The organism is Streptomyces sp. SS8 (genome assembly GCF_054072955.1).
In genome coordinates, this window is sequence record NZ_JBSVCZ010000012.1 from 132,046 (window position 1) to 144,482 (window position 12,437).

At 73.9% G+C, this 12,437-nt stretch carries 9 protein-coding genes; 4 read left to right on the top strand and 5 right to left on the bottom strand.

Features of this window, described 5'->3' with window-relative positions; genetic code table 11:
* Window positions 1–3 precede the first annotated feature (3 nt).
* Window positions 4–663, top strand: coding sequence for a LysE family translocator (locus ACW69E_RS14210; RefSeq protein ID WP_457498584.1), 660 nt, complete (start codon window positions 4–6; stop codon window positions 661–663).
* A 35-nt stretch (window positions 664–698) separates the two neighbouring features.
* Here the strand turns inward: ACW69E_RS14210 and treZ are convergent, their stop codons facing one another.
* Together treZ and ACW69E_RS14220 are read right to left on the bottom strand one after the other, a co-directional pair.
* Window positions 699–2,438, bottom strand: a complete 1,740-nt coding sequence (treZ, locus tag ACW69E_RS14215; protein WP_457498585.1) for a malto-oligosyltrehalose trehalohydrolase — start codon at window positions 2,436–2,438, stop codon at window positions 699–701.
* Window positions 2,439–2,497: 59 nt separating this feature from the next.
* Window positions 2,498–3,442 carry a GNAT family N-acetyltransferase gene (locus tag ACW69E_RS14220; protein WP_457498586.1) on the bottom strand — a complete coding sequence of 315 codons (945 nt, stop codon included), beginning with the start codon at window positions 3,440–3,442 and terminating at the stop codon, window positions 2,498–2,500.
* A 458-nt stretch (window positions 3,443–3,900) separates the two neighbouring features.
* On the opposite strand from ACW69E_RS14220, the gene ACW69E_RS14225 reads away from it, so the two are divergent.
* On the top strand, window positions 3,901–4,443 hold the full coding sequence (locus ACW69E_RS14225; protein ID WP_457498587.1) for an FHA domain-containing protein: 543 nt from the start codon (window positions 3,901–3,903) through the stop codon (window positions 4,441–4,443).
* A 48-nt stretch (window positions 4,444–4,491) separates the two neighbouring features.
* Here the strand turns inward: ACW69E_RS14225 and ACW69E_RS14230 are convergent, their stop codons facing one another.
* The 3 genes from ACW69E_RS14230 to glgX all read right to left on the bottom strand — a co-directional run bounded on the left by ACW69E_RS14230 (window position 4,492) and on the right by glgX (window position 10,451).
* Window positions 4,492–5,613 (bottom strand): lytic polysaccharide monooxygenase, encoded by a 1,122-nt coding sequence (locus ACW69E_RS14230; protein ID WP_457498588.1) that lies wholly within the window; start codon window positions 5,611–5,613, stop codon window positions 4,492–4,494.
* Window positions 5,614–5,792: 179 nt separating this feature from the next.
* Entirely contained in the window at window positions 5,793–8,240 is a 2,448-nt protein-coding gene (treY, locus tag ACW69E_RS14235) for a malto-oligosyltrehalose synthase (protein WP_457498589.1), read from the bottom strand.
* Between the two features lie 96 nt (window positions 8,241–8,336).
* The gene (gene glgX, locus ACW69E_RS14240) at window positions 8,337–10,451 is read right to left on the bottom strand and encodes a glycogen debranching protein GlgX (protein ID WP_457498590.1); all 2,115 of its coding nucleotides are present in this window, start codon (window positions 10,449–10,451) and stop codon (window positions 8,337–8,339) included.
* 217 nt (window positions 10,452–10,668) lie between these two features.
* Between glgX and ACW69E_RS14245 the strand changes: the two genes are divergently transcribed.
* Together ACW69E_RS14245 and ACW69E_RS14250 are read left to right on the top strand one after the other, a co-directional pair.
* On the top strand, window positions 10,669–11,937 hold the full coding sequence (locus ACW69E_RS14245; protein ID WP_457498591.1) for an SAV2148 family HEPN domain-containing protein: 1,269 nt from the start codon (window positions 10,669–10,671) through the stop codon (window positions 11,935–11,937).
* Between the two features lie 60 nt (window positions 11,938–11,997).
* Window positions 11,998–12,426 (top strand): DUF1697 domain-containing protein, encoded by a 429-nt coding sequence (locus tag ACW69E_RS14250; RefSeq protein ID WP_457498592.1) that lies wholly within the window; start codon window positions 11,998–12,000, stop codon window positions 12,424–12,426.
* Window positions 12,427–12,437: the final 11 nt, after the last annotated feature.

Sequence of the window (12,437 nt, forward strand, 5' to 3'; positions counted from 1 at the left end):
TCCATGTACCACACGCTGCTGCCCTTCCTGGGTGCCTGCCTGCTGATCGCCGCCTCCCCGGGACCCAGCACCGTCCTGATCATCCGCCGCTCCCTGATCGGCCACCGGCACGGCATGGCGACGGTCCTCGGTAACGAGACCGGCGTCTTCGTGTGGGGCGTGGTGGCCGCCTTCGGCCTCACCGCGCTGCTGGCCGCCTCCCAGCTCGCCTACGACGTGCTGCGCGTGGTGGGCGCGGTGGTGCTGGTGGTCTTCGGCCTCCAGGCGCTGCGCGCCGCCCGGCGCACGCGGGGCGCGGCGGTGGCGGACGGCGACGAGCACCTGGCCGGGGCCGAGTCCCCGGCCGCACCCGCGTCCGTACGGGAGCCGGCGTGGCGGTCGTACCGGGCCGGTCTCGTCCTCAACCTCGCCAACCCCAAGGCCGCGGTCTTCGCCCTGTCCTTCCTGCCGCAGTTCGTCCCCGCCGGGGCCCCGCAACTGCCCGCGATGGTGGCCCTGGCCGCGGTGTGGGCCCTCTTCGAGACCGGCTACTACGCCTGCTACGTGTGGGGCGTGGGCCGGATGCGGCGCCTGATCGACCGCGCGGCCGTACGCCGCCGCCTGGAGCAGGTCTCCGGCGGCGTGCTGATAGCCCTGGGCCTGCGGATGGCCCTGGAGGGCTGACCGCACCTCCCGCGCCTGGCCCCGCGCGGGCCGGACTACCGCAGCACCGCCGCCGAGTGCGGGCCCAGCCGCAGCAGACCGTCCCCCTCCGGTGCCTCGCACTCGCCCCAGGAGGCCAGCTCGGCGGCGGTGTGCACCGACAGCGGGATCTCGGCGGTGCCCTCCCCGGCCAGGTTCACCGCCACGTGCAGCCCGCCGTGGCGCATGCACAGCCAGCGCCGCTCCTCGTCGTAGGCGACGTGGACGTCCACCAGCCGGGTGCGGGGCGAGACATGGGCGCGGCGCAGCGCGATCAGCGCGCGGTGCCAGGCCAGCAGGCCGGCGTGCGGCTCGCGGTGCGGCTCGTCCCAGTCCAGACAGGAGCGCAGCCGGGTGGCCGGATCCTGCGGATCGGGCACGTCCGCCTCCGACCAGTCGTGCGCGGCGAACTCCCGTCGCCGCCCCCGCCGTACCGCCTCGGCCAGCTCCGGGTCCCGGTGGTCGGTGAAGTACTGCCAGGGGGTGCGCGCCCCCCACTCCTCGCCCATGAACAGCATCGGCGTGTACGGCCCGCACAGCACCAGCGCCGCCGCGCAGGCCGCCAGGCCGGGGGAGAGGTGGGAGGCGAGCCGGTCGCCGCGGGCCCGGTTGCCGATCTGGTCGTGCGTCTGGGCGTAGGCGAGGAAGCGGTGGGCCTCGGTGGCGGTGCGGTCCACCGCCAGGCCGTGGCGGCGGCCCCGGAAGGAGGAGTAGGTGCCGTCGTGGAAGAACGCGCCGGTCAGCGACTTGGCCAGGGCCGCCATCGGGGCGCGGGCGAAGTCGGCGTAGTAGCCCTGGGCCTCGCCGGTCAGCGCGGTGTGCAGGGCGTGGTGGACGTCGTCGTCCCACTGGGCGTCCATGCCCAGCCCGTGCGCCCGGCGCGGCGCGGTGGTGCGCGGGTCGTTGCGGTCGGACTCGGCGATCAGGAACAGCGGGCGGCCCAGCTCGGCCGACAGGCCCTCCACGGCCGCCGACAGCTCGGCCAGGAAGTGCTCGGCCCGCTCGTCGATCAGCGCGTGCACCGCGTCCAGCCGCAGCCCGTCCAGCCGGTGGTCGCGCAGGAGGGCCAGCGCGCTGCCGGCGAAGTACGCCCGCACCTCGTCCGAGCCGGGCGCGTCCAGGTTGACCGCCGCCCCCCACGGGGTGTGGTGCCGCTCGGTGAAGTACGGACCGAACTCCGGCAGCCGATTGCCCGACGGGCCCAGATGGTTGTGGACCACGTCCAGGACCACGCCCAGCCCGTGGCCGTGCGCGGCGTCCACGAACCGCTTCAGGCCCTCGGGCCCGCCGTAGGGCTCGTGCACCGCCCAGGGCGCCACCCCGTCGTAGCCCCAGCCGTGGACACCGGGGAAGGGGCTGACCGGCATCAGCTCGACATGGGTGACGCCCAGTTCGGCCAGATGGCCCAGCCGGCCGGCCGCCGCGTCGAAGGTGCCGGCCTCGGTGAAGGTGCCGACGTGCAGCTCGTACAGGACCGCGCCGTCCAGGCCGCGCCCCGCCCAGTCGTGCCGCCAGGCGTACGCCCCCTGGTCCACCACCGCGGCGAGCCCGTCGGGGCCGTCGGGCAGCCGGCGGGCGCGGGGGTCGGGCAGCACGGGCCCGTCGTCGACCGCGAAGCCGTAGCGGGTCCCGTGCCCGGCGGACGCCTCGGCCCGCCACCACCCCTCGCGCTCCGGGTCGCGGTGCATGGGGTGCTCCTCGCCCCCCGCGTGCAGCACGACCCGTCGCGCGTGTGGCGCCCACACCTCGAACAACACCGCAGATCTCCTTCGGCCGACGGCACCTCAGGGGACCAGCATGCCCGTTTCGGTGCGTTTCAGCGTGCTGCGCGGCCCATGCAGACGCGGCGCTGCACCACCGGATACCCGGCGCGGGCGAAGTGGGCGGCCATCGGGGTGTTGCCCACGTCGGTGGACGCCGCGATCGCACCGGCCCCCTCGGCGACGAGCTGATGGGTGCACTCCACCAGCAGGTCGTAGGCGTACCCGTGGCCGCGCTGCCCGGGCACCACCCCGATGAACCCGACGCAGGGGCCGGAGGGGTTGCGCGCGGGGACCTGAAGGCCCACCAGCTCGCCCCGCGGCGTGTACGCCAGCCGCCACCACTCGCGCGGCGAGGGGCACCAGCGGAAGAAGTCCAGCTCCTCCCGCGCAGCCCGCTCCACGCCGCCGGCGGCGATCGCGCGGAGGGCGTGCGCGTCCAGGGTGGCCGAGTGGATGCGGCGCAGCACCTCCAGGACCTCCTCGTCGCCCGCCGCGCCGTCCGGCACCGGGCGGAACTCCAGCCGACCGGGTCGCCCGGGCAGCCCGCACTCCAGGGTCCAGGCATAGCGCAGGCGCTCCACCAGGAACGCGTACCCGGCGGCCCCGGCCGCCTCGATGCGGGCCTCGGCGGCGGCCCGCACCTCCTCCCGGTCGCGCCAGTCGTGCGGCAGCAGCAGCTCGTACTCGGCACGCAGCGGAACGCGCCGCAGCAGCTCCACCGCGGCGTCGCGGTCGGTGAAGTCGAACCAGTCGAGAGCGACCGGCTCGGTGTCGCCGGGCCCGCCCCAGAAGGCGGCGCGCGCGACCACCTCGCCACCGCGCAGGGCCACCCAGGTCCACTCGGGACGGTACTCGCCGCCCTCGGCGACGGTGGCGTACGGCCGCCCCAGCAGGCAGCGGCCGACCAGGGAGGCGGTCGGGTCGGGCAGGGAGGTGAACAGCTCGCGCGCCTCGCCCTCGGCGAGCGCGCGGACGACCGTGGAGGCCGGAGAGGTCATGGGGTGGGTTCCTTCGCGGAGGACACGGGCGCCGCCGCGCTCCCGGTCAGGGAAGGAACGCCCGGCGGACGGGGCGGAAGCACGTGACGGCAGGGGTACGGACGGCGTGCACGGCTCTCACCTCCTCTTCCGGTCCAGGGGCGTGAGCGCACCGTAGCCCGGCGGCCGGGTGGGCGTCCACGCGTTTTCCGGGCCGGGTGCCCGGAGGGCGGAAGACAGTAGGCTTGGGCCCGGCAGTCCCGGGTCCGCCATCGGGGTCCCGCTGGTGTACACCCACGTCCTCGCCCCGGCCGCCGGGGCCTACCGGGACGGCGGGGTCTTCACCGGCCAGGTCAGGGTCTCGGCGCCCTTCCCCGTGAAGGTCGACCTCGGCCGGCTCCGAGCCGCCCGGGGCCCTCCCGCGGCTTCGTCCGGAGCGGGCTGGACAGCTCCGGCGCGGGTCCGGAGAATGACGGGTCATGGCATCTGTGGAGTCCCGGGCGATCCCGCCGCGTCCGTCGGAGGAGGACCGGGAACGCGCTCTGGAGGTGCTGCGCGAGAGCGCGGCCGAGGGACGGGTGTCGAGCGGGACGTTCGAGCACCGGATGGATCTGATCCTCACCGCCCGCCGCTTCGACGAGATCGAGGCGGCCGTGCACGACCTGCGTCCCCGACCGCCGGAGCCGGCGCTCATCAGGTTCGTCGGCGCGGTCTCGGCGCTGCCGGGGAGGCTGCGGTGGGCCTGGCGGACGGCCCGGCTGCCGGAGCTGATGCTGCCCGCGCCCGGCCCGTATCCGATGAGCATCGGCCGCGCGCCCGGTTCGGTGCTGCGGCTGAACGACGAGACGGTGTCCCGGACGCACGCCCAGCTGCACAGCTCGGCGCGGGGTTGGACACTGCGCGATCTGGGTTCGTCCAACGGCACGTGGGTCAACGGCCGCCGGGTGACCGGATCGGTGAGCGTGCGTCCGGGGGACCATGTGCGGTTCGGGCAGGTCAGCTTCCGCCTCGGCAGCCGCTGACCGGCCCTCACCTCTTCAGTCGGTGCCCGCGGAGGGCGGGCGCCGCGCTCAGCGCGGCATGCAGTGCGGTGTGGACGGGTTACCGGCTCCGCCGTTCACCACGTAGCCGAAGGTGGCCGACTGTCCCGGCGCCAGAGTCGAGCCCTGCTGGCTCTGGGCGTAGACGTTGGAGCCGTCGTAGGTGGGCGAGGCGTTCCACAGGCTGTCCACCCGCTGGCCGGAGGCCAGTTCGAAGTGGACCGTCCAGCCGCTCAGGGTGGTGTCGCCGCGGTTGGTGACGGTCACCTCGCCCTGGTGGCCGCTGCCCCAGTCGTTGACCTTGCGGATGACGGCGGCGCAGGAGGCCGTGCCCGGGTCGGTCGGCTCCTCACCGGGGTCGGTCGGGTCCTCGCCCGGGTCGCCCGGGTTCTCGCCGCCGTCCGAGCCGGGGAAGACCACCTCGCCGTTGCCGCCGTCGAAGGCGACGTCGGAGCAGCTGTAGAAGGTCTCGTTGCTGTCCGAGCGCGACCACACCATGTAGATGATGTGGCGACCGCTCTTGTTCGCCGGGAGGGCGCTGGTCCAGGTGTACTTGCCGTCGATGGTGCCGACCGAGCCGGACAGCTGCGGGTCGGTCACCGAGGCGAAGGGCCGGTCCTCCAGGTCGTCCCAGCCCAGCGGCTGGTTCGGGTCGTAGCCGTCCTTGGTGACGTAGAGGTGGAAGGTGCCCGGGTGGGCGGCCCACGCGTTGTAGGCGAACCGCATCTGGGCGCCGGAGGTCAGCCGGGTGTACGGCCAGTCGGAGCGGGCCTGGTTGAAGGCGGTGAAGTCGTACGGGCCGCCGGTGCCGCCGCTGCACAGCTGGCCGTCGGGGATGAAGCCCTCGGTGCGGCCGGCGCCGTCGGAGCGGAGCACGGCGAACCAGTTGTAGAACGGGGTGGACCCGCCCTGGGCCAGGGCGTCCGCGCAGGCGGGGTTGTCCGGCTGGAGCGCGCCGGAGGAGGTGTGGGCGTTCTCCCAGCACAGGTAGGTGCGGCTGCCCGGGTTCATGGGCGCGCCGTGTGCCTGGGCCTTGCCCGCGGGGAGGAAGAACACCAGGCACAGGGCCGGCAGTGCGGCCAGCAGCGTCAGCAGGACGCCTCTGCGGGGGCGGCTCGTTCTTGGTGTGGTCATGCCATTCATGGCGGGCATGCCGTCTAAGCGTGTCGTCATCGTGCCGGAGGTCCCTTCAAGCACGTGTGGGGGTGTGACTGTGATTGATGGGAGCGCTCCCATCTCAGGTGAAGGTAGCGCGGGGGCCGGTGCGTGTAAATGCTCCGTTCACAACGCGACGGAAAATCCCTACCGGGAGGGCGGCCTCTCGCCGCTCCTCAGCCGCGCACCAGCAGCGCCACCGGCCGTCCGTCCAGCAGCTCCGCCAACCCCGCGCTCCCCTCCACCTCCCGGCCGCCCAGCAGATCCCGCCACCGCCCCGGCGGCAGCTCCAGAGCGGTCTCCCGCCAGCCGCCCGCCTCCGCCAGCCGCAGCGAGAGCCGGGTCGCGAGGCAGACCACCTCACCCGAGCGCGCGTACGCCACACAGTGCCCGGCCGCGGGCCCCGCGGCCCGCAGCGGCTCGTACGAGGCCTTCGCGCCGAACCACTCCGGGTGCTCCCGCCGCAGCCGCAGTGCCGCCCCGGTCAGGGACCGCTTCTCCTCGGACAGGGAGTCCGGCAGCCAGGCCGCGGCCTCCTGGCGGGCCTCCGCGGTCTCCTCCGGCGCGTCCGGCGCGAAGGGCGGGAAGTCCGGCAGCCGCCGGTTGTCGGGATCGACCAGCGCGGCGTACACCCGCTCGGTGCCCATGTAGAGGTCCGGCACGCCCGGCATGGTCAGATGCAGCAGCGCCGCGCCGAGCACGTTGGCCCGCACCGGACCGGCCAGCCCCCGCGCGAACTCCGCCACCGTGTACAGCGGCGGCCCGCCCGGTCCCGCCACCGCGAAACGCTCGACGGCCTCCTCGTACGCCGCGTCCGGCTCCGTCCACGTGGTGCGCAGCCCCGCCTCCCGCACGGCCTTCAGCAGCGCGGGCACCAGCCGCTCCTGGTAGGGGAAGCCCATGCCGTACGCCGTCTGCCACGCCACCCACGCCACATGCCGGTCCGGGGCCTCCACCCCGGAGGCACGCAGCGTCTCCCGCGTCACCCGCTCCAGCAGTTCCAGCCATTGCCCGGGGCACTCCGTCAGGACCGCCAGCGCCGCCCGTACGTCCGCGCTGCGCTTGGTGTCGTGAGTGGACAGCACGGTGCCGGTGGCCGGCCAGTCGCGCTGGAGCCGGGCGCAGTACGCGTGGAACTCCTCCGGCGCCACCTGCGGGCTCCCCGGGTCCCCGCCCACCTCGGCGGCCGACAGCAGCGGCGCGTAGCGGTAGAAGGCGGTGTCCTCCTCCGACTTCGCCCGCAGCGCCGCGCAGACCTGCGCGAACCGCGCGCAGAAGTCCCGCTGTGCCTCGCCGTCCCCCAGCTGCCCCAGCGCCAGGTCCCGCACCACGTCCACCGCCGCGGCCTCCTGCGGCACCGCGAACGCCGCCCGTGCGCCCTCGGCCGCCTCCTCCAGCATCGCCCGGTCCTCCGCGCCCACCGGGCCGCCCGCGGTGACGTACGGCCGGTACACCGGCACCCGCGCCAGCACCTCCTCGATCGCGGTGCGCAGCGCCCAGGGCGCGTGGTCGCGCAGCGCCAGACCGGGGGCGGCCTCGCACACGGCGGCGGCGGTGCGGGTCAGCCGCCCGACCTCGGCGGCCAGGTCGTGGGCGACCACCTCCCGGGCGGCCCGCCGCACGGTCGGCCCCCACTCGCCGCCCGTGTCCGGCGCGGCGCCGGTGAAGCCGCGGTAGAGGGCGGACAGCTCCTCCAGCCCGTCCGGGTCGACGAAGAGGCCGTCGACATGGTGCAGCGCGTCGTACCCGGTCGTCCCGGCCACCGGCCAGGACACCGGCAACCGCTCGCGGGGGCCGAGGATCTTCTCCACCACCGTCCAGACCCGGCCGCTCTCCTCCTCCAGCCGCAGCAGGTACCCGCCCGGGTCGGCCAGCCCGTCCGGGTGGTCCACCCGCAGGCCGTGGACCACGCCCTCGCGCAGCAGCCGCAGCACGCACGCGTGGGTGGCGGCGAAGACCTCCGGGTCCTCCACGCGCACCCCGATCAGGTCGGCGATGGTGAAGAAGCGCCGGTAGTTCAGCTCGGTGCGGGCCAGCCGCCACCAGGCCAGCCGGTAGTGCTGGGCGTCCAGCAGCTCGGGCAGCGGCAGGTGCTCGGTGCCCTCGCGCAGCGGGAAGCGGTGGTCGTGGTAGGCCAGGACGCCGCCCTTGACCGTCAGCGCCCCCAGCTCATCGCTCAGCCGTCCGCCCAGCACCGGCAGCAGCATGCGGCCGCCGCCCGCCTCCCAGTCGATGTCGAACCAGCGCGCGTAAGGGGAGGCCGGCCCCTCGCGCAGCACCTCCCACAGAGCCTCGTTGAGCCGTTCGGGGACGGGGACGCCCATGTGGTTGGGGACGATGTCCACCACGATGCCCATGCCGTGCTCCCGCGCCGCACGCGACAGCGACCGCAGGCCCTCCTCGCCGCCCAGCTCCTCGCGGACCCGGGCGTGCCCGGTCACGTCGTAGCCGTGGGCGGAGCCGGGGGCCGCCTCCAGCACCGGGGACAGGTGAAGGTGCGAGACTCCGAGCGAGGCCAGGTAGGGCACGGCCCTCTCGGCGGCGGAGAACGGGAAGCCGGGCTGGAGCTGGAGCCGGTAGGTGGCGGTCGGCACGGCGGGCACGGTGGGGGGCTGAGGGGACATGTGGTGCATGTTCCCTGCGGGTGCCCGCCGAACCCGCCGCCTGTCGGGCGACATCCCCGCCCGGACAAGGCGCGCGGGACCGGTCGGGGGAAGCGGTCAGGCGGGACGCTGGAGCACCGTCAGACTGCGGTCCACCAGGGTGATCCGGGAGCCGGCCTTCACCATGGGGCCGGTGCCCGGCGGCACCCCGTCCTCCCGCGAGGTGTCCACCACCACCTGCCACTCCCGCCCGTGGTCCACCGGCACGGTGAACCTGCGCGGGGTCGGCTGCGCGTTGAACATCAGCAGGAAGGAGTCGTCTGTGATCCGCTCGCCGCGCTCGCCGGGCTCGGAGATCGCGTTGCCGTTGAGGAACACCGTCAGCGCCCTGGCCTGGGCCTCCTGCCAGTCCCGCTGGGTCATCTCCTCGCCCTCGGGGGTGAACCAGGCGATGTCGGAGAGCTCGTCGTGGGTGCCCTCCACCGGCCGCCCGTGGAAGAAGCGCCGCCGGCGGAAGGCCGGGTGGTCGCGGCGCATACCCACCATGGCCTGCACGAACTCGCACAGCGGATGCTTCTCGCCCGGCTTGGGCCAGTGCACCCAGGACAGTTCGCCGTCCTGGCAGTAGGCGTTGTTGTTGCCCTTCTGGGTGCGGGCGAACTCGTCGCCGTGGCTGAGCATCGGCACGCCCTGGGAGAGCAGCAGGGTGGCGATGAAGTTGCGCATCTGCCGCCCGCGCAGCGCCAGGACGTCCTCGTCGTCCGTACCGCCCTCCACCCCGCAGTTCCACGAGCGGTTGTGGCTCTCGCCGTCCCGGTTGCCCTCGCCGTTGGCCTCGTTGTGCTTGTCGTTGTACGACACCAGGTCGTGCAGGGTGAAGCCGTCGTGGCAGGTGACGAAGTTGATCGAGGCCAGCGGGCGGCGCCCGTCGTCCTGGTACAGGTCGGAGGAGCCGGTCAGCCGGGAGGCGAACTCCGCCAGCGTGCGCGGCTCGCCCCGCCACAGATCCCGCACGGTGTCGCGGTAGCGGCCGTTCCACTCCGTCCACAGCGGCGGGAAGTTCCCCACCTGATAGCCGCCCTCGCCCACGTCCCAGGGCTCGGCGATCAGCTTCACCTGGCTGACCACCGGGTCCTGCTGCACCAGGTCGAAGAACGACGACAGCCGGTCCACCTCGTGGAACTGGCGGGCCAGGGTGGCCGCCAGGTCGAAGCGGAAGCCGTCCACGTGCATCTCGGTGACCCAGTAGCGCAGCGAGTCCATGATCAGCTGCAGGACGTGCGGGGAGCGCATCAGCAGCGAGTTGCCGGTGCCGGTGGTGTCCATGTAGTACCGGGGGTCGTCGGTGAGCCGGTAGTACGAGGCGTTGTCCAGGCCCCGGAACGACAGGGTCGGCCCCAGGTGGTTGCCCTCGGCGGTGTGGTTGTAGACCACATCGAGGATCACCTCGATGCCGGCCTGGTGCAGCGCCTTGACCGCCTGCTTGAACTCCAGCACCTGCTGGCCCCGGTCGCCCCAGGAGGCGTAGGCGTTGTGCGGGGCGAAGAAGCCGATGGTGTTGTAGCCCCAGTAGTTCGCCAGCCCGGCGTCGGCCAGCCGGTGGTCGGTGACGAACTGGTGGACCGGCATCAGCTCCAGCGCGGTCACCCCCAGCTTCGTCAGGTGCTCGACGATCGCCGGGTGGCCCAGCGCCGCGTAGGTGCCGCGCAGGTCCTCGGGCAGCTCCGGATGGAGCATCGTCAGGCCCTTGACGTGGGCCTCGTAGATGACCGTCTGGTGGTAGTCGGTGCGCGGGGGCCGGTCGTCGCCCCAGTCGAAGTAGGGGTTGACCACCACCGACGCCATGGTGTGCGGGGCGGAGTCGAGGTCGTTGCGCCGTTCGGGTTCGTCGAAGTGGTAGCCGTAGACCGCCTCGTCCCAGTCGATGGCGCCGCTCATCGCCCTGGCGTAGGGGTCCAGCAGCAGCTTGGCGCTGTTGCAGCGCTTTCCCTTCCCCGGCTCGTACGGCCCGTGCACGCGGAAGCCGTAGCGCTGGCCGGGCATGACGCCCGGCAGGTAGGCGTGCCGCACGAACGCGTCGGACTCGCGCAGCTCGATCGCCGTCTCCGACCCGTCGTCGTGCAGCAGGCACAGCTCGATGCGCTCCGCCGCCTCCGAGAACACGGCGAAGTTCGTCCCGGCCCCGTCGTACGTGGCGCCGAGGGGATAAGCCCGTCCAGGCCAGACCTGCATGTCGACTCTTCCTGTCGCGGTCTCTACCCGTTACCCGTTTTCGCTGCATCCTTGCGCAGTACTGGTGCGGGAGACGGGCACCGGATGGGCGCAGCATCCATCTTCCCCCGGATGAGCGTACGGAGAAAGGAACTTGGTGGCGGGATACTGCTGCGTCCGCTCCCGGGAGGGCAGTAGGCTCCTTGATCGAACAGCAGGTCCGGAAGGCGGTGCGCAGGTGGGCTCGGGAGGGCTTGAGCTTCCCTCGGGGGACGGGGGCGGCGAGAGCGGTGCCGCCGGGGCGCCCGGAGCGGTGCCGCCCGGCACGGTTTCCCTGGCCCGGCCGATGGAGATCGGCGCGGACCTCGCCTGGGGCGCCGAGGAGTGGGCCGAGGTGCGGCTGCGCGCCCAGCGGGCGGGACGGGCCTACATCTGGCTCAATCTCGTCGAGCAGCGGCTGCGCGCCGTGGTCGCGGCGGTGCTGCGGCCGATCTACGAGCCGGTGCACGGCGAGGAGTGGGTCGTGGCGGCGGCCGGCCCGACCGGGCAGGAATGGGTCCAGCGGGCCGCGGCCGTACGCGAGGTCAGCCGCCGCAAGGGCTATCTGCTCGACCCGGCCGACGACACCCTGCTGTCCTTCCTGACCCTGCCGCAGCTGCGCGAGCTGGTGGTGCAGCACTGGCCCTGCTTCGAGCCCTACTTCGACGGGCGGCGCGAGCTGGAGCTGGCCCTGGACGAGCTGGAGGTCGCCCGCAGCGCGGTGGCGCGCAACCGCGCGCTGTCCCCGGCCGTCCTCGCCCAGGCCGAGCGGATCTCGGCCCGGCTGCTGGACCTGCTGGGCGCCGGCCGCGACATCCCCTCCGCCCACCGGCTGCCGGTGGACGCGGTGGAGGAACTGGTCGGCGACCGCTTCGCCGACGTCGTCGGCGTCCACCCGGACCGGGTGCGCCTGCAGCGCCAGCTCCCGGCCGAGGACCTGTTCGGCAGGGCGCGCCGGCTGGACGCCATCGGCATAGGACTGAACCTGCTGGTCCAGAACTACTCCGGGCGCCGCCTGGTGCGGCTGGCCGAGTCCGGCTGCCGGGTGCGGCTGCTCTTCCTCAACCCGGCCAGCAGCGCGGTGCGCCGCCGGGAGCGGGAGCTGGGGCTGAAGAAGGGCGAGCTGAGCCGTTCGGTGGAGATGAACATCCTCCACATGCGGCGGGTGCGCTCCCGGCTGCGGGACGCCGGCGCCTTCCAGATCCACGTCTTCGACGAGACCCCGCGCTTCACCGCCTACCTCGTCGACGGCGACGGGCCGGACGGCATCGCGGTGGTCCAGTCCTACCTGCGCCGCATCCGGGGGATGGAGGCCCCGGTGTTCGTGCTGCGCGGCGGCGGCCGGGACATCGTCCAGGACGGGACCGTCCAGGGCGGCCCGCAGGGGGAGGGCGCCGAGGGCGGGCTGTTCCACCTCTATCGCGAGGAGATGGAGTCGGTGTGGGCCGACTCCCGGCCGGTGTCCTGACCCGGTCCGCGCCACCGCGCCCCGGCGGTGCTGTCACTCCCCGCCGCTAGGCTGCCGGGCATGACGGGACGGCCGGAGAGGTACGCGGCGCTGCTGCGCGGGATCGACGTCGGCGGGAACAAGAAGGTGCCCATGGCCGAGCCGCGCGAGGTGATGGCGGGGCTCGGCCGGCAGGACGCGCGCACCTACGTCAACAGCGGGAACGTCGTCTTCACCGCCGGCCGCCGGGACACCGGGGAGCCGGCGGCCGGGCTGCCGGTCCTCTTCCTCGGCCGCGAACCGGACCGCGGGCGCCTGGCGGCGGTGGACGCGGCGGCGTACGCGCCCGACGAGTTCCGGGTGGGGGAGCGCGAGCCGTACCGCTGGTTCCCGGACGGCATGGGCCGCAGCAAGCTGCCCGGCGCGCTGGAGACGGCCTGCCGGGGCACGACCGTCACCGGCCGCAACCGGCGCACGGTCACCGGACTGCCGGAGACGGTGTCCTCCTGACGCCCCTGACG

Bases quoted from the DNA above. Each gene is read 5' to 3' on its own strand.
- ACW69E_RS14210 (WP_457498584.1), top strand. From the start codon at position 4: ATGTACCACACGCTGCTGCCCTTCCTGGGTGCCTGCCTGCTGATCGCC.
- ACW69E_RS14220 (WP_457498586.1), bottom strand. From the start codon at position 3,442: ATGACCTCTCCGGCCTCCACGGTCGTCCGCGCGCTCGCCGAGGGCGAG.
- ACW69E_RS14225 (WP_457498587.1), top strand. From the start codon at position 3,901: ATGGCATCTGTGGAGTCCCGGGCGATCCCGCCGCGTCCGTCGGAGGAG.
- ACW69E_RS14230 (WP_457498588.1), bottom strand. From the start codon at position 5,613: ATGCCCGCCATGAATGGCATGACCACACCAAGAACGAGCCGCCCCCGC.
- treY (WP_457498589.1), bottom strand. From the start codon at position 8,240: ATGTCCCCTCAGCCCCCCACCGTGCCCGCCGTGCCGACCGCCACCTAC.
- glgX (WP_457498590.1), bottom strand. From the start codon at position 10,451: ATGCAGGTCTGGCCTGGACGGGCTTATCCCCTCGGCGCCACGTACGAC.
- ACW69E_RS14250 (WP_457498592.1), top strand. From the start codon at position 11,998: ATGACGGGACGGCCGGAGAGGTACGCGGCGCTGCTGCGCGGGATCGAC.